At 72.6% G+C, this 23,529-nt stretch carries 24 protein-coding genes; 14 read left to right on the plus strand and 10 right to left on the minus strand.

Annotated elements, in window-relative coordinates; translation table 11 throughout:
• Positions 1–23: 23 nt before the first annotated feature.
• Both TOK_RS23980 and TOK_RS23985 read left to right on the plus strand, forming a co-directional pair.
• Entirely contained in the window at positions 24–1,367 is a 1,344-nt protein-coding gene (locus TOK_RS23980) for an amidase (protein ID WP_098960254.1), read from the plus strand.
• A 49-nt stretch (positions 1,368–1,416) separates the two neighbouring features.
• Positions 1,417–2,364: a prephenate dehydrogenase gene (locus TOK_RS23985; protein ID WP_098960255.1), complete on the plus strand. Its 948-nt coding sequence runs from the start codon at positions 1,417–1,419 to the stop codon at positions 2,362–2,364.
• A gap of 12 nt (positions 2,365–2,376) precedes the next feature.
• Here the strand turns inward: TOK_RS23985 and TOK_RS23990 are convergent, their stop codons facing one another.
• The 3 genes from TOK_RS23990 to TOK_RS24000 form a co-directional block, all read right to left on the minus strand.
• Complete coding sequence (locus TOK_RS23990; RefSeq protein ID WP_098960256.1) at positions 2,377–2,970, minus strand: putative glycolipid-binding domain-containing protein; 594 nt, start codon at positions 2,968–2,970, stop codon at positions 2,377–2,379.
• A gap of 156 nt (positions 2,971–3,126) precedes the next feature.
• Positions 3,127–3,321 carry an Rv0909 family putative TA system antitoxin gene (locus TOK_RS23995; protein WP_172457745.1) on the minus strand — a complete coding sequence of 65 codons (195 nt, stop codon included), beginning with the start codon at positions 3,319–3,321 and terminating at the stop codon, positions 3,127–3,129.
• Between the two features lie 73 nt (positions 3,322–3,394).
• On the minus strand, positions 3,395–4,318 hold the full coding sequence (locus tag TOK_RS24000; protein ID WP_253258610.1) for a DNA ligase: 924 nt from the start codon (positions 4,316–4,318) through the stop codon (positions 3,395–3,397).
• A gap of 79 nt (positions 4,319–4,397) precedes the next feature.
• Here TOK_RS24000 and TOK_RS24005 point away from each other — a divergent pair, with 79 nt between their 5' ends.
• Positions 4,398–5,372 carry a Ku protein gene (locus TOK_RS24005; RefSeq protein ID WP_253258600.1) on the plus strand — a complete coding sequence of 325 codons (975 nt, stop codon included), beginning with the start codon at positions 4,398–4,400 and terminating at the stop codon, positions 5,370–5,372.
• Here TOK_RS24005 and TOK_RS24010 read toward each other — a convergent pair.
• Both TOK_RS24010 and TOK_RS24015 read right to left on the minus strand, forming a co-directional pair.
• The gene (locus tag TOK_RS24010; RefSeq protein ID WP_253258601.1) at positions 5,369–6,571 is read right to left on the minus strand and encodes an LCP family protein; all 1,203 of its coding nucleotides are present in this window, start codon (positions 6,569–6,571) and stop codon (positions 5,369–5,371) included. The two genes, TOK_RS24005 and TOK_RS24010, sit on opposite strands and share 4 nt — an antisense overlap.
• 120 nt (positions 6,572–6,691) lie before the next feature.
• A complete protein-coding gene (locus TOK_RS24015) occupies positions 6,692–7,207 on the minus strand; it encodes a VOC family protein (protein ID WP_253258602.1) in 516 nt (171 codons plus the stop codon).
• Positions 7,208–7,327: 120 nt separating this feature from the next.
• Between TOK_RS24015 and TOK_RS24020 the strand changes: the two genes are divergently transcribed.
• Positions 7,328–8,089: a nucleoside phosphorylase gene (locus tag TOK_RS24020; RefSeq protein ID WP_253258603.1), complete on the plus strand. Its 762-nt coding sequence runs from the start codon at positions 7,328–7,330 to the stop codon at positions 8,087–8,089.
• A 10-nt stretch (positions 8,090–8,099) separates the two neighbouring features.
• On the opposite strand, the gene TOK_RS24025 is transcribed toward TOK_RS24020, so the two are convergent.
• Together TOK_RS24025 and TOK_RS24030 are read right to left on the minus strand one after the other, a co-directional pair.
• Positions 8,100–8,897, minus strand: a complete 798-nt coding sequence (locus TOK_RS24025; RefSeq protein WP_098960262.1) for an ABC transporter permease — start codon at positions 8,895–8,897, stop codon at positions 8,100–8,102.
• On the minus strand, positions 8,897–9,856 hold the full coding sequence (locus TOK_RS24030) for an ATP-binding cassette domain-containing protein (RefSeq protein ID WP_098960263.1): 960 nt from the start codon (positions 9,854–9,856) through the stop codon (positions 8,897–8,899). Before TOK_RS24030 ends, TOK_RS24025 begins: the two co-directional genes overlap by 1 nt.
• A gap of 86 nt (positions 9,857–9,942) precedes the next feature.
• Between TOK_RS24030 and TOK_RS24035 the strand changes: the two genes are divergently transcribed.
• The 5 genes from TOK_RS24035 (at position 9,943) to TOK_RS24055 (ending at position 13,766) form a co-directional block, all read left to right on the plus strand.
• Positions 9,943–10,803 (plus strand): TetR/AcrR family transcriptional regulator, encoded by an 861-nt coding sequence (locus tag TOK_RS24035; protein ID WP_098960264.1) that lies wholly within the window; start codon positions 9,943–9,945, stop codon positions 10,801–10,803.
• Positions 10,800–11,414: a hypothetical protein gene (locus tag TOK_RS24040; RefSeq protein WP_098960265.1), complete on the plus strand. Its 615-nt coding sequence runs from the start codon at positions 10,800–10,802 to the stop codon at positions 11,412–11,414. The genes TOK_RS24035 and TOK_RS24040 overlap by 4 nt, the downstream gene beginning before the upstream one ends.
• Before the next feature lie 80 nt (positions 11,415–11,494).
• On the plus strand, positions 11,495–12,013 hold the full coding sequence (locus TOK_RS24045) for a hypothetical protein (RefSeq protein ID WP_098960266.1): 519 nt from the start codon (positions 11,495–11,497) through the stop codon (positions 12,011–12,013).
• Entirely contained in the window at positions 12,010–13,119 is a 1,110-nt protein-coding gene (locus TOK_RS24050; protein ID WP_098960267.1) for a sensor histidine kinase, read from the plus strand. Before TOK_RS24045 ends, TOK_RS24050 begins: the two co-directional genes overlap by 4 nt.
• The gene (locus TOK_RS24055; RefSeq protein ID WP_098960268.1) at positions 13,086–13,766 is read left to right on the plus strand and encodes a response regulator transcription factor; all 681 of its coding nucleotides are present in this window, start codon (positions 13,086–13,088) and stop codon (positions 13,764–13,766) included. The genes TOK_RS24050 and TOK_RS24055 overlap by 34 nt, the downstream gene beginning before the upstream one ends.
• A gap of 22 nt (positions 13,767–13,788) precedes the next feature.
• On the opposite strand, the gene TOK_RS24060 is transcribed toward TOK_RS24055, so the two are convergent.
• Complete coding sequence (locus TOK_RS24060; RefSeq protein WP_098960269.1) at positions 13,789–14,574, minus strand: hypothetical protein; 786 nt, start codon at positions 14,572–14,574, stop codon at positions 13,789–13,791.
• A 299-nt stretch (positions 14,575–14,873) separates the two neighbouring features.
• On the opposite strand from TOK_RS24060, the gene TOK_RS24065 reads away from it, so the two are divergent.
• The 5 genes from TOK_RS24065 (at position 14,874) to TOK_RS24085 (ending at position 20,749) form a co-directional block, all read left to right on the plus strand.
• Positions 14,874–15,494 (plus strand): TIGR03086 family metal-binding protein, encoded by a 621-nt coding sequence (locus TOK_RS24065; RefSeq protein WP_253258604.1) that lies wholly within the window; start codon positions 14,874–14,876, stop codon positions 15,492–15,494.
• Positions 15,495–15,872: 378 nt separating this feature from the next.
• Positions 15,873–16,271, plus strand: coding sequence for an STAS domain-containing protein (locus TOK_RS24070; RefSeq protein WP_098960271.1), 399 nt, complete (start codon positions 15,873–15,875; stop codon positions 16,269–16,271).
• A 68-nt stretch (positions 16,272–16,339) separates the two neighbouring features.
• Positions 16,340–16,999: a TetR/AcrR family transcriptional regulator gene (locus tag TOK_RS24075; RefSeq protein WP_253258605.1), complete on the plus strand. Its 660-nt coding sequence runs from the start codon at positions 16,340–16,342 to the stop codon at positions 16,997–16,999.
• 4 nt (positions 17,000–17,003) lie between these two features.
• The gene (locus tag TOK_RS24080; RefSeq protein WP_098960273.1) at positions 17,004–18,737 is read left to right on the plus strand and encodes an ABC transporter ATP-binding protein; all 1,734 of its coding nucleotides are present in this window, start codon (positions 17,004–17,006) and stop codon (positions 18,735–18,737) included.
• Positions 18,734–20,749: an ABC transporter ATP-binding protein gene (locus TOK_RS24085; RefSeq protein WP_216362086.1), complete on the plus strand. Its 2,016-nt coding sequence runs from the start codon at positions 18,734–18,736 to the stop codon at positions 20,747–20,749. The genes TOK_RS24080 and TOK_RS24085 overlap by 4 nt, the downstream gene beginning before the upstream one ends.
• An 86-nt stretch (positions 20,750–20,835) precedes the next feature.
• Here the strand turns inward: TOK_RS24085 and TOK_RS24090 are convergent, their stop codons facing one another.
• Both TOK_RS24090 and TOK_RS24095 read right to left on the minus strand, forming a co-directional pair.
• Entirely contained in the window at positions 20,836–21,996 is a 1,161-nt protein-coding gene (locus TOK_RS24090; RefSeq protein WP_098960274.1) for a MalY/PatB family protein, read from the minus strand.
• On the minus strand, positions 21,993–23,381 hold the full coding sequence (locus TOK_RS24095) for an aspartate aminotransferase family protein (protein WP_098960275.1): 1,389 nt from the start codon (positions 23,379–23,381) through the stop codon (positions 21,993–21,995). The genes TOK_RS24090 and TOK_RS24095 overlap by 4 nt, the downstream gene beginning before the upstream one ends.
• Positions 23,382–23,529 lie beyond the last annotated feature (148 nt).

Here is a 23,529-nt window from a genome sequence, read left to right on the forward strand (position 1 = left end):
CCGCGGGCGGCAAGCTTGGTCTCGTGGCCCTTTCGATCCGCGACCTGTCCCTCGCCCTGCGTTCCGGCGAGCTCTCCCCCACCGAGCACCTGCGCGACACCCTCGAGCGGCTGCGCGGCGACACCACGAACTCGGTGGTCACCCTCGACGAGGAGCGCGCCACGGCCGACGCCGTCACGCTCACCGAGGAGCTGGCACGGGGCGAGTGGCGCGGCCCGCTGCACGGCATCGCCGTCGGGGTGAAGGACCTGGTCGACATGGAGGGGCTGCAGACGCTGTGCGGCTCCAACGTCCTCGCCGACTCACCGCCCGCGACGGCCGACGCGCCGATCGTGACACGGCTGCGTGAGGCCGGCGCGATCGTCGTCGCGAAGCTGCACACCCAGGAGTTCGCCTACGGGCCGACCGGCGACACCTCGGCGTCGGGCCCGGCCCACAACCCGCACGACCTGTCGCGCATCACCGGCGGCTCGTCGTCCGGACCGGCCGCGGCCGTCGCTGCGGGCCACCTGGCGCTGACGATCGGCACCGACACCGGGGCGAGCGTGCGCACCCCGGCGGCGCTGTGCGGTGTCGTCGGGCTCAAGCCGACGCGAGGGGTGCTGCCCAAGGAGGGCGTCTTCCCGCTGTCGGACACCTACGACCACGTCGGGCTCCTCGCCGCCGACACGCACTCGACGAGCGTCGCCTGGGACGTGTTGAGCCGTGCCGACGGCACCGGCGGCGGCATCCAGCCGCCCGGGGTGTCGGGCGTGCGAGTGGGCGTGCTGACCGACAGCTACTGGGACGCGGCCGACGCCGGGACCCGCGCCAACGTCGCCGAGGCCGTGGCACTGCTGGAGAAGCAGGGCGCGCAGGTCACCGAGATCAGGACGCCGATGATCGACCGCTTCGCCCGGACCTACTTCAACGTGTGCAACGCGGAGGCCTACGCCACCCACCGGGCGTGGCTCAAGACGCGCCGCGGCGACTACCAGCCCGGCACACTCGAGCGTCTGGAGCCCAACGACCACATCACCGCGTCGGAGTACGTCGACGCCCAGCGCGCCCGGGTGCGGCTCACCGCGGCGATGCGGGAGGCGTGCGATGCCGTCGACGTCCTGGTGCTGGCCACGACCCGCTTCCCTGCGACCCCGATCGGCGCGACGACCGTCCCCATCGACGGGAAGGACGTCCCGATCCGGATGGGCCTGCTGGAGCTGACGATGCCGTTCAACGTGACGGGCTGGCCCGCGGTGTCGGTCCCCGGCCCGTCCCCGGCGACGTCCGGGCAGTTCGCGGGGCTGCCGGTGGGCATCCAGGTCGTCGGGGTCCGGTTGGAGGAGCGCGGCGTGCTGCGGGTGGCCGCCGCGATCGAGCGTTCGTAGCGGGCCCACCGCCCGGGAGGGCACTGTGCCCCGCGTACCGTGCCGCGCCATGGGTGAGCGCGCGCTGTGCGTCGTGGGGACGGGGTTGATCGGTGGCTCGCTGATCCGGGCGGCCGACAAGGCCGGCCGGCACGTGTGGGGCACGAGCGCGTCGGAGGGCACCGCCGAGCAGGCGCGCGCCGACGGTTTCGACGTCACCACCGACCTCGACGCGGCGCTGCGCCGGGCTGTCGAGGCCGACGCGCTCGTCGTGCTCGCCGCGCCGTTGCCCGCGCTCCCCGACGTGCTGCGCCGCGTCGGGGAGGTCGCGCCGACGGTGCGCCTGACCGACGCCGTGAGCGTGAAGGTCGCGGTCGCCGACGAGGTCGCCCGGTACGCACCGCGCGCCCGCTACGTCGGCGGGCACCCGATGGCCGGGACCGCGGAGTCGGGCTGGGCGGCCGGCACGGCAACGCTGTTCACCGGGGCCCCCTGGGTCGTGGTCTCCGACGACGGCGCCGACCTGGACGTGTGGGCCGACGTCGCCGAGCTCGCCTGGCTCTGCGGCGCGCACGTCGTGCCCGCGGCCGCCGACGAGCACGACCTGGCCGTCGCCCGGATCAGCCACCTGCCGCACCTGCTCGCCGCGGTGCTCGCCGCCGTCGGCGCGGGCGAGCCCGACGACGACCTGCCGCTCGCGCTGTCCGCGTCCTCGTTCGCCGACGGCACCCGCGTCGCCGGCACCCGTCCCGAACTGGTGCTCGCGATGTGCGAGGGCAACCGCGACGCCCTGCTCGCCGCGGTCGACGAGGCCCTGGGGCGGCTCGGGGCGATGCGCGGGGCGCTGGCCTCGACGGGTGGGTTGGCTGCCACGGTCAACGCCGGCCACCTGGCGCGACAGCGCTGGTCGGCGACCCGGGAGCCGCTGACCGAGCGCGTGACGCTGCGCCCCGGAATCCTCCCCGAGCTGCGGGAGCTGGGTCGCCGGGGCGATGTGGTCGTCGGCTGGGCCGACTGACCGCCCGGGGAGCTACGCGACCGACTCGATCGCCCCGACGCGGCGGGCCAGCCCCGGGTAGTGCGCGACGATGCCGTCGGCATCGACGGTGAGGTCGGCGCTGAACGTCCCCGAGCTGAAGTTCACGACCGCGGGTGTGTCGCCGTCACCGACCGACACGGTCCGGTAGCGCTGGTCGACCAGCTCGACCGACAGCGAGGGCAGCGACACGAACAGCACCGGGATCAGGTGGTCGCCGGGCTCCTTGTGCAGGTTCAGCCGCCGGATCGGCAGCGTGTTGAACAGCGGGCTGCGCTCCAGGTCCACATCGGTCGCCCCGCCGAAGTCCGACCGCGTGCTGCCGGAGCCGTCGTCGAGCAGCCAGTAGCCGTCCTCGGTGCGGTTCATCGTGAGATGCCGCTCCCGGTCGCCCGTGGCCGCCGTGACCGACAGCCGTTCGACGACACGATCCTCGTTGACGGTCAGCCGGTACGACGCGGTCAGCTCGCCGTTCGGGCCCGTACGCACCACGCGGCCGAGTGCACGGAACCCGGTCTGTCCGATCAGGACCCGGGCGCCCTCCAGAGCGACCTGGTCCTCGGCCTGCCACGTCACCATGCCGCTCATCGTCGCTTCCCCTCGCCGGAGCCAGCTCGTCGAGGCTCGCTCATCGCTCCCCCTCGCCAACGCTCGCTCATCGGCCACACGGTAGCCGGTTCGGGCCACCCGCTCCTGCCGAGGGGAACCCGGCAGGAGCGGTGGCCGTCAGGTCATCACACCTGGTCACTGACCGGGAGCGGGCTGTTCCTTGTCAGGCACGAAATCCTTGATCTTGTCGACGACGGTGTCGACCTGGTCCTCGTGGCCGAACCGGCCCTTGACGATCTCACCGAGCTTCTCGGCGCCGTCCTCGATCTTGTCGCCGTGCTCGTTGAGCAGTTCCTCGGCCTTACCCTTGAGTGCGTCGAAGTCCACCATCTGAAGCCCCCTTCTCGAGCTGTCGAGCAACATCCTGGCGCGTTACCCGATCGGGTGTCAGCAGCAGGTGGGCTCAACTCCGCGGCGGGGCCGGTTCGAGGTCCGCGGGGGCGAGGTCGTCGCGCAGGCCGCGGAACTCCGGGCGCAGCATCCGGCCGTCGTCGGACCAGCCCGCGTGCGCGATCTCGGCGACGACGACGGGTTCGCACCACTGCGCGCCCGCCCCGTCGACGCGCGGGACGGACTCACCGAACGGTGGGGCGAGCCGCACCAGGCCGTCGAGCGCCCCGTGCAGGACGCGCTGCACGGCGTCGCCCGCGAGCCCGGACGTCACCCGGCCGACGAACCGCGGCCCGTCCGGTCCGGGCAGTCCGACGAGCAGCGCCGCCATCCGCGACGCCACCGACCGTTCCGCGCGCCAGCCACCGATCACGCAGGGCGTCGTCGTCCGGTGGGTCACCTCGATCCACGCGCCGCGCCGGCCCGGGACGTAGGGACTGTCGCCCCGTTTGGCGACGACACCCTCCATGCCCTGCTCCGCGGTCGCGGCGAGGAGGGCGGCGCCGTCGGTGTAGGACGGTGACAGTGACAGGGCCGGGACGACCGTGAGGTCCAGGCGTTCGAGCGTGGCACGGCGTTCGTCCAGCGGCCGTGCGGTGAGGTCGACGCCGTAGAGCCGCAGCACGTCGAACGTCATGAAGGTGACGGGCCGGGCGGCGGCCCGTGCGGCGCTGACCGGAGCGTTGATGCGCTCGGCGAGGGCGGCGAAGCTGGGGACGCCGCGGTCGACGATCACGACCTCGCCGTCGAGGAGGAGGTCGGGTGCGACGGCGTCGAGCCCGGCGAGCTCGGGGAAGGCGCCGGTGACGTCGCGGCCGCTGCGGGTGTGCAGCCGGACCGCTCCGTCACGCACGTCCGCGAGGAGCCGCATGCCGTCCCACTTGACCTCGAACACCCATCCGGGGCCGGTCGGGAGCGCGCCGGGGGTGGCGAGCATGGGCTGCACGCCGCCATGCTGTCACCAGAAGTCGTCACGTCGCGCCGTACGGGGCGGGTCGGCGCGCACCGGACGACCGATGCGGAAGGCTGGGGGCAGGTTCGCGATGCGAGCGATGTGGAGCGGTGCGGTCTCGTTCGGGCTGGTCAGCGTGCCCGTGAAGCTGTACTCGGCGACGACCAACCACGACATCCGGTTCCATCAGGTGCACGCCACCGACGGTGGCCGGATCCGCTACAAGCGGACGTGCTCGATCGACGGCGAGGAGGTCGAGTACGCCGACATCGTCAAGGGCTTCGAGACCGAGGACGGCGAGCTGATCACGCTCGACGAGGGTGACCTCGACTCGCTGCCGGTCGCGACGGGCCACGAGATCGACGTCATCGAGTTCGTGCCGTCCGACCAGATCGACCCGCTGCTGTTCGACAAGAGCTACTACCTCGAGCCGGAGACCAAGGCCGCCAAGCCCTACGCCCTGCTGCGCGAAGCGCTCACCGACACCGACCGGATGGCCGTGGTGAAGGTGGCGTTGCGGCAGCGGGAGAGCATCGCGCTGCTGCGCGTGCGCGGCAAGGCGATCGTGCTGCAGACGATGCTGTGGCCCGACGAGGTCCGCGAGCCCGAGTTCGACATCCTCGACCTCGAGGTGGAGCTGCGCCCGCAGGAGCTGCAGATGGCGGCGTCACTCGTCGAGAGCCTGGGCGCGGACTTCGACCCGGCCGGGTTCAAGGACGAGTACCGCGACGCCGTCGCCGACATGATCGAGCGCAAGCGCACCACCGGCGACACCCGCCCGGCCCCGGTGGAGGAGAAGCCGGCCGACGACGGCGACAGCATGACCGACCTGCTCACGGCGTTGCAGCGCAGCGTCGAGGCGGCCCGTGGAACGTCGGGCAAGCCCGCCGAGGAGGAGGCGTTGGCAGCCGCCGACGACACCGAGGAGAAGGCCGACAAGCCCAAGGCCCGCCGTCGCACCACGAAGAAGGTCGACAAGGAGGCCGACGTCGAGGCCGAGGAGGCCGCGCCCCGGCGACGTACCCGCAAGCCCGCCTAGGGACCGAGTGCCGTCTTCGGCGGAGCCTGGTCCTTGGCCAGCGCCCCGAAGAGTGCCTGCGCTCGCGTCTTGTCCCAGCGGACGACGGACTCGCCGCCGATCGTCGGCGTGCCCCCGACCGGCACCGTCGTGGCCACGCCGCTGCCGCCCGACACACCGCGCATCGACAGGCCCAGGCTCGCCAGGTTCCAGATGTGGTCGGAGCTGTCGACGGTGATCGTGCCGGTCATGGCCGTACCCAGGGGCACGATCCGGAACGGGTTGAGCAGCGTCGCCGGGCTGGTCGCCTTGCTGATCAGCGCGGACAGGAACGCGCGCTGCCGGGCGACGCGGTCGAAGTCCGAGCCCGCGGTGGCACGGGTGCGGACGTAGCCGAGCGCGGTGCCGCCGTCGAGCTCCTGGCAGCCGGCCTTGATGTCGAGGCCCGCCTTGGGGTCCTTGATGGCCTGCGGGATGCACATGTCGACACCACCCACCGCGTCGACGGCGCCGACGAACCCGCCGAAGCCGATCTCGGCGTAGTGGTCGATGTGCAGGCCGGTGGCCGCCTCGACGGTCTTGATCAGCAGCTGCGGGCCGCCGAACGAGTACGACGCGTTGATCTTGCCGCTGCCGTGGCCCTCGATCGGGACGTAGGAGTCCCGCGGGATGCTCACCAGCACCGGGCCGGAGCTGCCGTCGTGCAGCAGCATGATCGTGTCGGTCCGCTGTCCGACGTCGCCGCCGGTCGCGAGCTCCTGCTGCTGCTCGTCGGACAGGCCCGCCCGGCTGTCGGAGCCGACGATCAGCCAGTTCGTGCCCTCGGAGGTCGCGGCGCTGTCGGCGGGCAGCGCGTCGACGCGCTGCAGGTTGACGTCGAGATAGACCCCGAAGCCGATGACCAGCAGGAGCAGGACGGTGACGAAGGCCAGGATCCGGCGACGCCAGCTGCCCCTGCGACGTGGCCGGGCCGGGCGTGGCGGCGCACCGCGGGGCGGGTCGAACTGCGCGGGCGGGCGGTCGCCCGCGGGTGTCGTCGGCAGCACCGAGGTACGCGCCGGCGGCCTGCGCTGCCCCATCGGCGGCGGGGGCGGCACGTTCTGCCGCGGGCGCTGCGGCTGTCCCCAGCCGGGGCCCTGGGCGGGTCCGCGCCGCTGCACGGGCGGGGGTGGGCCGCCCCGGCCGACGGGACGCGTCGGCCCCTGGTACCCACCGTCCATGACCACTCTCACCCCGTCGACGCGTGCTTCCGTGCGGCCCGGCAGGCCTCGAACCAGAGTGCCACGGACCTCGCGGAGGGGTCGGTAGGGGCAGCCCCCGCGTTTGCGCCGGGCGCGGCGCTACAGCAGCGGCTCGCCTTCGAACTTCCCGAGGTCCTCGCGGTAGAACTCGAGGCCCACACCGTTGGGGTCGCGGATGTAGAGGCTGTTCTCGACGCCGCGGTCGGGGCCGAGGTAGTCGACGCCGGCTTCGTCGAGCCTGGCCCTGGCCCTGGTGAACTCCTCCGCCGACGTCGAGAGCGCGAGGTGCTGCACGGCGCCGATCGTCTCGGAGAAGTCGGGGTGGTCGTGGCCGGGGAAGTCGAAGAAGCCCAGCAGGTTGCCGTTGCCGATGTCGAAGAAGAAGTGGCTGGAGCCCGCGTAGTCGCGGTTCTCCACCAGCTCGACCAGCGGGAACCCGAGGGTGTCCTGGTAGAAGCGGATCGTCTCCTCGACGTCGCGGCAGATCAGCGCGAGGTGGTGGACGCCGCGGACGGTCGTCGGCGACCGGTCGGCGGCCGGCCTCAGGTACTTGTCGCGCAGGCGGTTCCGCCGCTCGCGGACGGCTTCCAGTTCGGCTCCGGCGGGCTGTGGCACGGTCGGCTCCCCTCGCTCGACGACCCCGGCGGGCCCGGGGTGCCCACCGTACGACCGCCGTGGTTCCACGTGGAACACGTTCGGGTGACCCTGTCGGAGACCGGCATGCATGATCGGTCCGTGGACCCCCTTCACGAGGACGACCTCGCCGAGCCCGGCATCCTCGACCCGTCGATGCACGCCCGCCGCCCCCGGCTCCCCGAGGCTGCGGTGCTGTGCTTCTTCCCGGAGGTCGTGGCCGGGCTGGTCAAGGCCGGGGCCCGCCGGTTGACGCGGTTGTCGTCGGAACGCGAGGCCGTCGTCTGGGAGATCCAGGTCGACGGGCGGCCGCTCGCCGTCGTCCATCCCGGGATCGGGGCCCCGCTCGCGGCGATGACGCTGGAGGAGCTGGTCGCGATGGGCGTGCGGCGGGTCGTCGCCGTCGGCGGGGCCGGGGTGCTGGTCCCGGACCTGGTGATGGGGCACGCGGTCGTCGTGGGCAGCGCGTTGCGCGACGAGGGCACATCGGCGCACTACCTGCGGCCGGGGCGGATCGTCGACGCCGACCCGCACGGCGTCGCGGTCCTGCGGCAGACGCTCGACGCCGCCGGCCTGCCGCACGTCACCGGCCGGACCTGGACGACCGACGCCGTCTACCGCGAGACCCCTGCCCGGACGGCGCGGCGGCGCGAGGAGGGGTGCGTGACCGTCGACATGGAGGCGTCGGCGTTCATCGCGGTGGCGCGCCACCGGGGCATCCGCCTGGCCCAGGTCCTGCTCGCGGCGGACTCGCTGGCCGGTCCGGAATGGGACGCCCGCGGCTGGACGACGGCCCGCGAGGCGCGGGCGGGCCTCACCTCGGTCGCGGCGCGGGCGGCGCTGGCCATGCCGAACCCCTCGTGAGTGGCGATGGTCAGATGGTCGCCTTGCGGATCGACCGGATGCCGACCCACAGCCCGACCGCCGCGGTGACCAGTGCCGCGATCAGGCCCCACAGGATCTTCACGTCACCGAACGAGCCCGCGAACAGGAGCCGCTCGGCGTCGACGATGTAGGTGAGCGGGTTGAACTTCGAGACCACCTGCATCCAGCCCGGACCGGTCTCCAGCGGCAGCATCATCCCGGACAGGATCAGCAGCGGGAACAGCAGCGACTGCTGCACCGCCCAGAAGATCCACTCGGTCTTGCGGGCCGCGATGGCCAGCGCGTAGGACAACGCCCCGACCCCGACACCGAAGATGCCCAGGATCAGCAGCCCCGCCAGCACGTGCAAGGGGTGGAGCACGAACCCGAACGGGATCGCGACCAGCGTGATGATCGCCGCCTGCACGACCAGCGGGGTGAGCTCCTTGAGCGCCCGCCCGATCATCAGCGACGCCCGCGACAGTGGTGTCGCGAGGATGCGCTCGAACGCGCCGGTCATGATCTCGAACTGCAGCGACGACCCGGTCATCGACGTGCCGAACATCGTGATCATGACGACGACGCCGGGGAGGAACCATTGCAGCGACGACCCGCCGAACAGCGAGCCGTCCCCTGCGAGGCCCGACAGCAGCGGCCCGAACAGGCCGAGGAAGACCAGCGGCTGCAGGAGCGAGAAGATCAGCGAGAACGGGTCACGCAGGATGGTCAGCGTCTCGCGCCACCAGACGTGCCCGACGTCGGTGACGACGTCGGTGCGCACCGGCGTGGGAGGGGCCAGGACCGCCATCAGGACTCTCCTTCGCGCAGCGACCGACCGGTCAGGTTGAGGAACACGTCGTCGAGGGTGGGGCGGCGGGCGGCCGCGGCGACGACGTCGACACCCGCCTCGCGCAGCCGCGCGAGCACGCCGGGCATCGCGCGCGACGCGGCGTCGACGCGCACCGACAGGGCGGTGCCGTCGTCGTCGGGACGTTCGGCGAGCTCGCTGCCCTCGGCCCCGAGCACCGCGCGGGCGGCGTCGGCCTCGGCGGGGCGGACGACGACCGTCAGCCGGTCGCCCGCCTGCCTGGCCTTCAGGGTCTCGGCGGTGTCGTCGGCGATGATCGTGCCGTGGTCGATGATCACGACCCGCTCGGCCATCGCGTCGGCCTCGTCGAGGTAGTGGGTGGTGAGCACGATCGTGGTGCCACGCTGCTCGCGGATCCGCGTGATGTGCTCCCACAGGTTGGCCCGGTTCTGCGGGTCCATCCCGGTGGACGGCTCGTCGAGGAACAGCAGCCCGGGGGCGTGGATCAGGCCGAGCGCGATGTCGAGCCGGCGCTTCTGCCCACCGGACAGCGAGCTGACCTTGCGCATGCGCAGCGCCTCGAGGTCGAGCGTGCGGAGCAGCTCCTCGCCGCTCCCGGCGGCGTCGGCCTTGCCCATCCCGTAGAAGCGGCCCTGCATGAGCAGCTCGTCCCAGACCCGGTGGTTGTGGCCCGCGCCGTCTTTCTGGCCGATGTAGCCGATGCGTCTGCGCACCTCGGCCGGGCGCCCCACCACGTCGATCCCCGCGACCGTCGCCGAGCCGGAGGTGGGCGGGAGGAGGCTGGTGAGCATCCGCAGCGTCGTCGACTTGCCGGCGCCGTTGGGGCCGAGGAAGGCGACCAGCTCGCCCTCGGCCACGTCGAGGTCGATACCGCGGACGGCCTCGATCGTCTCCTCACCCACCTTGAACGTGCGGGTGAGCGACTCGGTGTGGATCATCCGTCCTCCGAATTCCGTACGGCGTACCACGTTGGCAGCGGATACAGTACACCGTACGGAGAGAATCTCGCCAGAAAGGCCGTGAAGTGGACGAACCGGGCGCGGAATGGGGCACGGCCGAGGGCCGCGCCATGATCCGGCTGCTCTGGGACCCACCCACACCTCCGGCGCGGGGACCGCGGCAGCGGCTCACCCTCGACCAGGTCGTGACGGGCGCGATCGAGGTCGCCGCGGCGCACGGGGTCGACGAGCTGTCCATGCGCAAGGTCGCCCAGCACCTCGGCGTCGGCGCCATGAGCCTGTACACCTACGTGCCCGGCAAGGACGAGCTGTTCGAGCTGATGATCGACCGCGCCTGGGCCGGCCGCGCCGTTCCCGATCGGAGCCTGCCGTGGCGTGCGCAGGTCGAGTTCCACGCCCGCGAGGCCTGGGCGATGTACCGGGCCAACCCGTGGCTGATCCACTCCAACCTGTGGCGGATGCCGATGGGCCCGCACGTCCTCGACGCGCAGGAGGACCTCTACCGCGCCGTCCTGCTCACCGGGCTGCCCGAGGGCACCGTCGGCCGCATCGCGGGCCTCGTCGAGTCCCACGTGTTCGGCGCCGCGCGCTCCGCCGTCACCGACACCAGCATGTCCGCCCGCACCGGCGTCACCCCGGACGACTACTGGGAGTCCCGGTCCAGCTTCTGGGGCACGTACTACTCCCTGGAACGCTTCCCCGCGATGACCCGGATCTGGCAGAACGGGGGCTTCGACGAGGAGTTCACCGACGACGCCTGGGAGTTCGGGCTGCAGCTGCTGCTCGACGGCGTCGAACGCCTCGTGACCGCGCCCGACGCCACCGCCCCGCCCCCCGACGGCACCGCCGACGACACAGCCCGGCCCGGTGACGGCACCGCACCGACGCGCGCGGACGGGGACCCACCGGCAGGATCGGGGGCGTGACCGCCACGACCGTCGACCGATTCGACGGTCACATCGCCGGCCTGGGGACGTCGGCCGGGCTGCGCGTCGTCGTCGGCCACTGGCACAGCTCCCCCCTCGGCACGTTCGCCGACGTCATGGCCGAACGCCCCGACGGGCACCGGCTGCTGCTCGCGCCGACACCGGCGGTCGCCGCGTTCGTGTCCGCCACGTACACCTTCGACGAGGTGCGCGTCGTGCCCGTGCACGCCGTCGTCGACGGGCCGCGGTGGACCGTCCGCGCCGGCCCGCTGGAGGCCACGTTCCGCACGGGGCGGCGGCCCGCGCTCGGCCTGCTCCTCGCCGCGGTCCCCACCCGGATCGCGACGTCGATCCCCTGGGTGTCGGCGATCGACGTCGTCGCGAGCCGGGTGCTGCCCGGGGTACGCACCCGCGGGAGCGCCGGCGGTGGGCGCGAGGAGTTCTACTGCGCCCGCGACATGCACTGCGTGACCACCGCGGACGTCCGCTGGGACGGCGCCGACCAGGGCACGCTCACCTCCGTCGACCCGCCGGTCCGGTTCGGCTTCGGCTCCACCCCGCCCGGCCCGTCGGTCGTCCGGGTGACGACGTTGATCCGCACCCGGGGCTGAGCGCGTCTCCACCCGGGCTCCACCCGGCTTCCACCCGTGGGTCGGCGCCCCGCGGGGCCCGCGAGCGCAGGCTCGACGTCGTGGACATCGAGCAGATCCTCATCGCGGTCGTGGTCCTGGGGTGGATCGTCTGGCGGCAGGTCGTCGGCCAGTACGCCAGCCGCACCAAGCTCACCTGGCTGCCGCTGGTCCTCGTCGTCCTGGGCGTCTACACCGTCGTCCAGGCCCACCTGGACATCACCACCACGGGCGCCGTGCTGATCGGCGCGGAGATGCTCCTCACCGTCGTACTCGGCTGGGTCCGGGGCCGCGCCGTCTCACTGGAGACCCGCGACGGATTCCTGTACCTGCGCGGCGGCGCCCCGGCGCTCGTGCTGTGGGTCGTCTCGATCGGCATGCGGGTGCTCGTCGAGGTCCTTGCGCACGGGATCGGGGGCTCCACGGCCGCGCTGGCGACAGCGACGATCGCGCTGTCCTTCGGCCTGAGCCTGGGTGTGCAGGGGATCGTGCTGCGGCAGCGGATCCGCAACGACGGCCGCCCCCTGCAGGAGGACGCCCGTCGCGGCGGGACCCGTCCGCGCGCCACACTCGGGAGGTGATCCTCGACCCCAGGCCCGGTCCGGTGCGCCGGATCACGACCGTGGTCTGGCTCCCGATCATCCTGGGCGGGGCGGTCATCGGACCGCCCCGCATCGGGCTGTCCGCGCTCTCGGTCACCGGCAGCCTGCTCGTGATCCTGGGCTGGTCCGTCATGGCGATCCGGCCGGCCCGCCCGCCCGGGCTGCACCCGGCCGGGATCGTCGCCGTCGCCGCGGGCGGTGCGCTGCTCGTCGCCGACATCGGCCGCTGGTCGATCCCGATCGCGTTCTGCTACGTCGCGGTCGGGGCGGCGGGTGGCCGGATGCCGCTCCGGCTGGCCCTGCCCGTCTTCGGTGCGACAGGCGTCGGGCTGGCCGTCGCGATGTGGCAGCAGGAGTCGCTGCTCTCGATCGGTGTCGTCGTGTTGTCGCTGGTCAGCGTCCTGCTGATCGGGACAGCGCAGCGCAGCGCCCGACGCCGCGCCGAGGAGCGGGAACAGGCGCTGGCCTCCGAGGCCCGCGCCGACGAGGAGCACACCCGCGCCGCCGCCCTGGCCGAACGGGCCCGCATCGCCCGCGACGTGCACGACGTCCTCGCGCACTCGCTGTCGGCGCTGGCCGTGCAGCTGCAAGGCGCCAAGCTGATGGTGCAGCGCGACGGGTCACCGCCCGACACCGTGCAACAGATCGAACGCGCGCACCGGCTCGCCGTCGAGGGACTCACCGAAGCCCGCCGCGCCGTGCACGCGCTGCGCACCGAGCCCGTCGACCTGCGAGAGGGGTTGGCCGCACTCGTCGACGAGCACCCACACGCCACGCTCGACGCCGACGACGTCGGCCTGCTGCCGCCCGAGGTCCGGGAGACCGTGCTGCGGACCGCGCAGGAGGCGCTGACCAACGCGCGCAAGCACGCCCCCGAGGCGCCCGTGCGGGTCCGGCTCGCCCACGATCCGGGCGCCACCGTCCTGGACGTGCGTGATCTCGCGGGTGCGCCGCCGCCACCCGCGACGCCCGGCGGATACGGTCTGGTCGGGATGGGCGAGCGCGCCGCGCTGATCGGCGCCCACCTCGACGCCGGACCGACGGAGGACGGATGGCGGGTGACGCTGACGGTGCCCCGGACGTGACCGACCTGCGAGTCGTCCTGGCCGACGACCAGCGCATCGTCCGCGACGGGCTCGTCACGTTGCTCGGGCTGCTGCCGGGGATCAGCGTCGTCGGGGCGGCCGCCGACGGCGACGAGGCGGTCGCGCTCGTCGAACGCCATCGCCCCGACGTGCTGCTCACCGACCTGCGGATGCCGGGCTGCGACGGCGTCACCGCCACCCGGCGTGTCCGCGAGGCCCACCCCGGGACGGCCGTCGTCGTCCTCACGACCTACGTCGACGACGACGCGATCGTCGCCGCGCTGCGCGCCGGGGCCGCGGGCTGGCTGTCCAAGGACGCCGACGCCGACGCGATCGGCCGGGCCCTGCGCTCGGCCGCCGACGGGCACAGCACGATCGACGCCGCCGCCCTCGCCCGGCTGGTCGCCGCGGCCCCCGCACCGGCCCCCGTCGCCGACGCCCCGGACGGGCTCACCCCGCGCGAGGTCCAGGTGCTCGCCCTGATCGCCCAGGGCCTGTCGAACCGTCAGATCGCGCGGCGGCTCGTCGTCGGCGAGGCGACGGTGAAGACGCACGTCAACCACCTGTTCGCCAAGGCCGGCCTGCGTGACCGCGCTCAGGCCGTCAGCTACGCCTACCGGCACGGCCTGGCCGACCGACCCCTGTGAACCGGCCCCTCGTGAGTGGCGCTCACCGGGCGCTCGTGGCGCGGCGCAGCGACAACGCGCCGTCGGCGACTCCGCTGGCCTTCCACTCCCCCGAGTCCGCGGTCCAGGTACGGCCGTCGTAGGTGACGCTGTCGAGCCCGAACCGCGCCGAGTGTGCGACCAGCCACGACGCGATCGCCCAGCCCCGCTGCTGCGGCTGCGGACCGGAGAGCTTCGCGGTGCCGAGCTCGCGGGCCGCAACCGTCGCCACGTCGTCGCCGGGGACGGTGAGCGGGACGTCGCGGCAGCGCAGCGTCGCCGCCGACTGCCCGGTGAGCGCCATCGCGATCGACCGGGCCTGCGGCTCCCACTGCGCGTACGCCTCGGGGAAGGCCGACCGCTGCACCACCTGCGCGGCCTCGGTGACGCTGATGTCCTGCCAGTCGGGCTGCTCGCGCAGCACCCGGTAGAACGCCGTCGCCGAGTAGACGGGGTCGGTGACCTGTGCGTGCGTGCCCCAGCCCTGGCTGGGCCGCTGCTGGAACAGGCCGGCGGAGTCGCGGTCGCCGCCCTGCAGGTTCCGCAGCCCCGACTCCTGCAGCGCCGTGGCCAGCGCGACCGTCACCGCGTGCTCGGGCAGCCCCTCCGAGTAGCCGACGGCCGCGATCGTCGCCGCGTACTCGGCCTGCTCGATCGAGAGCGTGATCTCACGGTCGCCCGAGACGACGCAGCCCGGCTTCGGCTTGTTCACCGCCTGGTGGACGACGACGCCGATCGCGGCGGCGATCACCAGGACGACGACCAGCAGGACCGCAGGGCCCTTCCGCACTCGTGCTCCCGGATCGTCTCGACGCACCGGCCCGCGGGGCGGGGCCGTCGCGACCCATGGTGCACGAGACCGTCGCGCCGGCGGCGGAGCGGGCGGGAGTGTCCGATACCCCTCGCCGTTGCGGTGGGGGATCTCGGCCGCACGGTCGGCACCCCGGTGGGGGAACGCCACCACCGTGCCCGCCCGACCGGCATCCCCCGCGGCGCCCGCCTGCCGGAGCGACGGACGTGTTCTCAGGATGGGGACCGGGGTGGCACCATGCCGTCGGCACCGCACAGCCGGACGAGTCGGAGGATGATGTGGACGGGGTGGACGACCTCGCCGGGAAGGCTCCCCGCTTTCGGCGCTGCGCGGATGCGTTCGGCGCCAAGGTTGCCGCGGTCCCGCCGGAGCGGTGGGCGGACCCGTCGCCGTGTGTCGAGTGGACAGCACGCGACGTCGTCGGGCATGTCGTCAACCTGCACCAGGCGGCGCTCGTCCCCGTCGGTCGCGCGTTGAGCCCCGCCCCCACGGTCGAGGAGGACCCGTTCGAGGCGATCCGCGCCGCCCGTGCCGACGTCGAGGCGGTGCTCGCCGACCCCGCTGTCGCCGGCCGCCTCGTCGACACCCCGGTGGGGGTCATGCCGGCCGCGACGCACGTCGACCGGGTGGTGAGCGTCGAGATGGTGCTGCACGGCTGGGACCTCGCCCGGGCGACGGGCCAGGACGACGAGATCGACCCCGCCGAGGTCGAGCGCCTGTGGCCGAGGATGTCGACGATGTCCGAGGAGCTGCGCACACCCGGCACCCTCGGGCCGCGGATCGTCGTGTTCGGCCCCGAGGTGCCGGTGCCCGCCGACGCCCCCCTCCAGGATCGCCTGCTCGGTGCGATCGGCCGCGACCCGCACCAGAAGCCCTGTGAGTGGCGACAGTCGCAGTAGCGACCATCGCCACTCACGACCGTCTGCACCCGCACGGCTACGCCGGAGCAGCCGGTCGGCCGGCCGAGCCGCCGCAGGCCACACCGGACGCACGGGGTACAGTTCCCTCAATCGTGCGGCACCGCACGGGACTCGGGGCCCTGCGGCGCAATCGGGGGGTGCGGGTGCGGGACGCTCGGTTCCACACCCGGTCCGTCGCCGGAGGTCCGTGGGAACGTGCGGTCCGGATCCACCGAAGGGGGGATCCGGACCGGACGGCGGGACCTTGGGCCCTCGTGTGCGCGCCGCTCATTTTCTAGCGTCGAGCCGTTCACCCGAGCGGGCGATGATGGCCCCGGGAGACCGCCATCGGGGGCGGTCACCCGAGACGGGGGAGGAATGCACTCGACGTTCACGATCCAGCTCGCCGTCGAGCGGTCACCGCGCGGACATGTCGTGCGGGCCGCGGGCGAGCTCAGCGCACGCACCGGGGGCCGGTTGATCAGGCTCGTCGACAAGCTCGTCGACGACACGCCACGGCCCGCGGGACCACGGGCCCTGGTCATCGACCTCGCACAGATCCGGTCGTTCGACACCGACGGAGTGGAGGCACTGCGCCGGGCCTACGGCCGGGCGGGCTCGGCCGGGGTCGGACTCTGCCTGACGGGTCTCGACGGCCGCCGGTCCCTGCTCCCCCACGACGTCGACGGCCTGTTGGACCGACTGCCGGTCGTCGGGGCCACGGAGCTGGCGCCGGTCGACAAGCCGCGCAGGCACCTGGCGGCCGCGACCGCCTGACCTGCACGGATTCTGCTCCGGGCGAACTCGTTTGTTAATGAGTCGCCACTCAGTTAATGTCCGGCGCCGTGACGAGGTCCGGCCGCGCCAGCCGCATGGCGCCCGACGATCGCCGCGCGGCGATCGTCGCGGCGACGCTGCCGCTCGTCCTGCGTGACGGCCCCGCCGTGAGCACCCGGCAGATCGCCGAGGCCGCGGGCGTCGCCGAGGGCACCATCTTCCGCGTCTTCCCGGACAAGGACGCACTGATGCGCGCCGTGCTCGACAAGGGGTTCGACCCGCAGGCCACTCTCGACGCGCTCGCCGCCGTCGACCGCGCCCTGCCGCTGCGCGCGCGGCTCGTCGCGACCGTCGCCGTCCTCCAGGACCGGCTGCGCGGCGCGTTCGGCCTCATCGGCGCGCTCGGGCTGCAGCAGCCTCCGGAGCCCACCGAGGACCACAAGCGCAGCCACGAGCAGATGAACGACGCGTTCCGTGCGGCCATCGCCGACATCGTCGGCCACGACGCGGGTGGACTGCGCGTCCCGGCCGCCGAGTTCGCCCGGGTGCTGCGGCTGCTCACGTTCTCCGCGACGCACCCACGCATCTCCGACGGCCTGCCGATGACACCCGACGCGATCGTCGACGTCGTCCTCGACGGCATGCGTGCGCCCCGCCCACACACTCCCGACGACGCCCCGGCCGGCGCCCCGGCCGCGGACCACCACGCCCGAACGATCGAGGTCTGAGAAGATGCTCGTCCGCCTCCTGCGCACCCACCTCCGTCCCTACTCCCGGCCGCTGCTGCTCGTGCTGCTGCTGCAGCTCGTCGGCACGATGGCGTCGTTGTACCTGCCGAGCCTGAACGCCGACATCATCGACAAGGGCATCGCCGTCGGCGACACCGGTTACATCATCAGCACCAGCGGCTGGATGCTGGTCGTGACGCTCGTGCAGATCGCCTGCTCGATCGCCGCGGTCTGGTACGGCTCGCGCACGGCCATGGGCTTCGGCCGCGACGTCCGCACTGCCGTGTTCCACCACGTCGGCGAGTTCTCCGCCCGGGAGGTCAACCGGTTCGGCGCGCCCTCGCTGATCACCCGGAACACGAACGACGTGCAGCAGGTCCAGATGCTGGTCCTGATGTCGTGCACGATGATGATCGCCGCACCGATCATGTGTGTCGGCGGAGTGATCATGGCACTCAACGAGGACATCGGGCTGTCCTGGCTGATGGCCGTCTGCGTCCCGGTGCTCATCATCGCCATCGGACTGGTCATCGTCCGGATGGTCCCGAAGTTCCGTTTGATGCAGACACGGATCGACACCGTCAACCGCGTCCTGCGCGAGCAGATCACCGGCATCCGCGTGGTGCGCGCCTTCGTCCGCGAGCCCGTCGAGACCGAGCGCTTCGGCCGGGCCAACACCGACGTCACCGACGTCGCCATCGCGGCCGGGCGACTCCAGGCGTTGATCTTCCCGATCGTCATGCTGGTGCTCAACCTGTCGAGCGTCGCCGTCATGTGGTTCGGCGCCGGCCGCATCGACACCGGCGAGATGCAGATCGGCGCGCTCACCGCGTTCCTGGCCTACCTGCTGCAGATCCTGATGGCTGTCATGATGGCGACGTTCATGGCGATCATGATCCCCCGCGCGTCCGTCTGCGCGGAGCGCATCACCGAGGTACTCGACACCGAGTCGTCCGTCGCACCGCCGCCCGTACCGGTCACGCCCGGCAGCCGGGCGGGCGTCCTCGAGTTCGACCACGCGACGTTCGCCTACCCCGGCGCCGCCTCCCCCGTCCTGCGCGACATCAGCTTCACCGCGTCGCCGGGCCGCACCACCGCCATCATCGGCAGCACCGGCGCCGGCAAGACCACCCTGATCTCCATGGTGCCCAGGCTGTTCGACGCGACCGGCGGCGTCGTGCGCGTCGACGGCACCGACGTCCGCGACATGGAGCCCGAGGACCTCTGGGGGCGCATCGGGATCGTCCCACAGCGGCCCTACCTGTTCACCGGCACGGTCGCGAGCAACCTGCGCTACGGCAACCCCGCGGCCACCGACGACGAGCTGTGGGAGGCCCTGCGGATCGCCCAGGCCGAGGACTTCGTCCGCGCCATGCCCGAGCAGCTCGAGTCCCCGATCTCCCAGGGCGGCACCAACGTCTCCGGCGGCCAGCGGCAACGACTGGCCATCGCGCGGGCGCTGATCCGAAGGCCCGAGATCTACCTCTTCGACGACTCCTTCTCCGCCCTCGACCTCACCACCGACGCCCGGCTGCGCGCGGCACTGCGCCCGGTCACGGCCGACGCGACCGTCGTCATCGTCGCCCAGCGGGTGTCGACCATCGCCGACGCCGACCAGATCCTCGTCCTCGAGGACGGCGTCGTCGTCGGGCGCGGCACCCACGACGAGTTGCTGGAGGGCTGCCCTACGTTCGTCGAGATCGTCGAGTCGCAGCTGTCCGCGGAGGCGACGGCATGACCACCACGACCCCCACCCCCGGCGCTCCCGGCGGCAAGCCGAAGCAGGACGCCGAGACCGGCAAGGCCGCCCGCGGCATGGCCAACGCCCGCCGCGGCGGTGGACCGCCCTGGATGGGCGCCGGCATGCCCGCCGAGAAGGCCTCGAACTTCGGGCCGTCGGCCAAACGGCTCGCCGGCCTGCTCGTGCCGCACCGGCTCGGCGTCGCCGCCGTCGTCGCGCTCGGCGTGATCAGCGTGGCGCTCAACGTCATCGGCCCCAAGATCCTCGGCCACGCCACCGATCTCATCTTCGCCGGCGTCATCGGCCGTCAGCTCCCGGCCGGGCTCACCATCGCGGAGGCCGCGGCCGCCGCGCGCGACCGCGGCAACAGCACCGTCGCCAACGTCATCGAGGCGCAGAACGTCGTGCCGGGCGCCGGGATCGACTTCCACGCCCTCGGCCTCGTACTGCTCGGCGTCGTCCTCATCTACCTGGCGTCGTCGGTCTTCGGCTACGTGCAGGGCTACCTGCTCAACGGCATCGTCCAGCGCACCGTGTTCGTGCTGCGCCGCGAGGTCGAGGACAAGCTCAACCGGCTGCCGCTGAGCTACTTCGACCGCCAGCAGCGCGGCGAGGTGCTCTCCCGGGTCACCAACGACATCGACAACATCTCCCAGTCCCTTCAGCAGACGATGAGCCAGCTGCTCGTCTCACTGCTGTCGGTCGTCGGCGTGCTGATCATGATGTTCCTGGTCTCGCCGCTGCTGTCGCTGATCGCGCTCATCACGATCCCCGTCTCGCTGTGGCTCACGAAGGCCATCGCGAAGCGCTCCCAGTCGCAGTTCGTGGCCCAGTGGCGACACACCGGGGCGCTCAACGGCCAGATCGAGGAGGCCTTCACCGGCCAGGAGCTCGTGCGGGTCTTCGGCCGCCGCCGCGAGGTCGAGGCGTCGTTCACCGAGAAGAACGAGGAGCTCTACGAGGCGAGCTTCCGGGCGCAGTTCATGTCCGGGATCATCATGCCCTCGATGATGTTCATCGGGAACCTGAACTACGTCCTCGTCGCCGTCATCGGCGGGCTGCGGGTGGCGTCGGGCGCGATGAGCCTCGGCGACGTCCAGGCGTTCATCCAGTACTCGCGCCAGTTCACCCAGCCGCTCACGCAGGTCGCCTCCATGGCCAACCTGCTGCAGTCCGGTGTGGCGTCGGCCGAGCGGGTGTTCGAGCTCCTCGACGCCGACGAGCAGTCCCCCGACCCCACGAACCCGTTGCGGCGCACCGAGCGTCGTGGCCGAGTGGCGTTCGAGGACGTGTCCTTCCGCTACGTCGAGGACTCCCCGCTCATCGACGACCTCTCGCTGGTCGCCGAGCCCGGACAGACCGTCGCCATCGTCGGACCCACCGGCGCGGGCAAGACCACGCTGGTCAACCTCGTGCTGCGGTTCTACGAGCTCGACGGCGGCCGCATCACCCTCGACGGCGTCGACATCGCGAAGATGACCCGCGACGACCTGCGCTCCGGCATCGGCATGGTCCTGCAGGACACCTGGCTGTTCAACGGCACCATCCGCGCCAACATCGCCTACGGCCGCCCCGGCGCCACCGAGGAGGACATCCTCGCCGCCGCCACCGCCACCTACGTCGACCGGTTCGTCCGCAGCCTGCCCGACGGCTACGACACCGTCATCGACGAGGAGGGCAGCAACATCAGCGCGGGCGAGAAGCAGCTGGTGACGATCGCGCGCGCCTTCCTCGCCGACCCGTCGCTGCTGATCCTCGACGAGGCCACCAGCTCCGTCGACACCCGCACCGAGGTGCTCGTGCAGCGGGCCATGGCCGCCCTGCGCTCCGACCGGACCAGCTTCGTCATCGCCCACCGCCTCTCGACGATCCGCGACGCCGACCTGATCCTGGTCATGGAGGCCGGGCACATCGTGGAGCAGGGCACCCACGAGGAGCTGCTCGCCACCCAGGGCGCGTACTTCCGCCTCTACAACGCGCAGTTCCTGGCGGGCGCTGCCGCGGAGTAGGCGCTGCGGCCGCGGCCCTCCGGATTCTGCAGGAACGGCACTTCCCGCCCCAGCTGCGGGAATGTGCCGTTCCTGCATGTCGGGGGCTAGGCGCGCAGGGTGTCCAGGCGGTGCAGGAGCTCGTCGAGGACGGGCTCGGCCGTCGCCAGGTTCAGCCGGAGCATGCCCTCGTGGCCTTGCCCGAACCCGGGGCCGCCGTCGAGCTTCACCCGGGCACTGCGCCGGACCGTCCCCACCACGTCGCCGGTCTCGACGCCGAGGTGCCGGGCCGCGAACCAGTACAGGTAGGTGGCCTGCGGGACGGGGTCGTCGCCACCACGCTCGGCCAACCACGCAGCGACCCGGTCCCGGTTGCGGCGCAGCACCACCAGCAGCCGGCGTTGCCAGGCCGTGCCGTGCTCCCACGCCGCCAGTGTCGCAGCGACCGACAGCGAGGACACCCCACCGAACAGGTCCGACGGGTGCGCGTCGAGCACCGCCCGCAGCCGCGGCGGACCCCAGTGCCCCACCGCGCAGTGCAGGCCGGCCAGGTTGAACGCCTTGCTCGCCGAGTTGAACGTGACCGTCCGGCCCGCCGCGTCCGCGCCGAGGGAGGCGAACGGGACGTGCGCGTGCGGCGCGTGGACCAGCTCCGCGTGGATCTCGTCGGAGATCACCAGCAGGTCGTGACGACGCGCGATCTCCGCGACCGCCGCCAGCTCGTCGCGGGTGAGAACACGGCCCGTCGGGTTGTGCGGGTTGACCAGCAGAAGCACCCGGCAGCTGCGCGCCGCCTCGTCGAGCCCCGCGAGGTTCATGTCCCAGCCGTCCGCGCCGTGGCGCACCGCGACGTCGAACCGTTTGCGCCCCATCGACTCCACTGTCTGCAGGAACGGCGGATAGCCCGGGGTGTGGACGGCGACACCGTCGCCGGGCGACGTCGCGAGGTGCAGCACCAGCTGCACGCCCTGGATGAGGTCGGTGTGCTCGCGGACCTCGACCGCCGGTAGCTCCCAGCCGTACCGGCCGGCCATCCGCGCCGCGAACGCCTCCCGCAGCGGCGTCCCCGTCAGCAGCCATTCCGGGTAGCCGAGGTCGCCGCCGCGCACCAGGCCGACGAGCGCGTCGGTGACCGGCTGCGGCGGCGCGAAGTCCATGTCCGCCACCCAGGCAGCCAGCTCACCGTCGCCGGCCCGGCTCCACTTGATCCCCGGGCGGGCGGCGAGGTCACCGAGCACCAGGTCGTCGAACAGCGGGTCCCGCGTCACAGCAGCGACCAGGCCTCCGACAGCACGCCGCGCAGGACGTGCTCCATCTCGTCGAACTCGGCCTGGCCGCAGATCAGCGGCGGCGCCAGCTGGATCACCGGGTCCTGCCGGTCGTCGGGGCGACAGTACAGGCCGGCCTCGAACAGCGCCGACGGCAGGAACCCGCGAACGATCCGCTCCCGCTGGTCGGCATCCAGCGTCGTCCCCGACGGGTCGGTGACCAGCTCGACGGCCCAGAAGTACCCGTCACCGCGGACGTCACCGACGATCGGCAGGTCGCGCAGCCGGTCCAGCGTCGCCCGCAGGCCGGCCTCGTTGTCGAGGACCCGCTGGTTGAGGCCCTCGCGCTCCATGATGTCCAGGTTCGCCAGCGCGACCGCCGCCGACACCGGATGCCCGCCGAACGTGTAGCCGTGCGGGAAAGTCACCTTGTCGCCCAGGAAGGGCTCCATGACCCGGTCGGTCGCGATCATCGCGCCGATCGGGCTGTACCCCGACGTCATCCCCTTCGCACACGTGATGATGTCGGGGACGAACCCGAACTTCTCGCACGCGAACATCGCCCCGTGCCGGCCGAACCCGGTGATCACCTCGTCGGACACCAGCAGCACGTCGTGCCGGTCGCAGATCTCGCGGACCCGGGCGAAGTACGACCGCGGCGCGGTGAAGCAGCCACCCGAGTTCTGCACCGGCTCGATGACGACGGCCGCGACCGTCGACGGCCCCTCGAAGAGGATCGCCTCCTCGATGCGGTCGGCGGCCCAGCGGCCGAACGCCTCCGGGTCGTCACCGTGCACCGGGGCGCGGAAGATGTTCGTGTTCGGCGCCCGGTGCCCGCCCGGGGTGAGCGGTTCGAAGTCCTGCTTCATCGCCGGCAGACCGGTGATCGCCAGCGCGCCCTGGGTCGTGCCGTGATACGCCGACATCCGGCTGATGACCTTGTGCTTCGCCGGCTTCCCGGTCAGCTTGAAGTACTGCTTGGCCACCTTCCACGCGGTCTCGACGGCCTCGCCGCCGCCGGTCGTGAAGAAGACCCGGTCCAGGTCGCCCGGCGTGAGGTCGGCCAGCCGCTCGGCCAGCTGGATCGCCGACGGGTGCGCGTAGCCCCAGACCGGGAAGAACGCCAACGTCTCCGCCTGCCGCGCGGCGACCTCCGCCAGCTCACGACGACCGTGCCCGACCTGCACGACGAACAGCCCCGACAACCCGTCCAGGATGCGACGACCACGGTCGTCGTAGACGTAGGCGCCCTCGCCACGGGTGATGACCGGCACGGGCGCATCCGTGAACCGGCCCATCCGCGAGAAGTGCATCCACAGGTGGTCGGCGGCTCTCCGGCCGAGCGCGGCGGCGTCGGACGGGGCGGGCTTCTCGGCGAGGGTCAACGCTGGTCCTCCGTGTCGGTTCACGGCCGGGTCGCCGACCGCTCCGCCCCAGGATGACGCCCCACCCCACCCCCCGCACAACCCCCGGCTGCCGCCGACGCAGTTGCAGGAACGGCGTCTTCTCGCAGCCCGATTGCGGGAAAGTGCC

Source organism: Pseudonocardia sp. N23, assembly GCF_002583555.1.
GTDB lineage: Bacteria > Actinomycetota > Actinomycetes > Mycobacteriales > Pseudonocardiaceae > Pseudonocardia.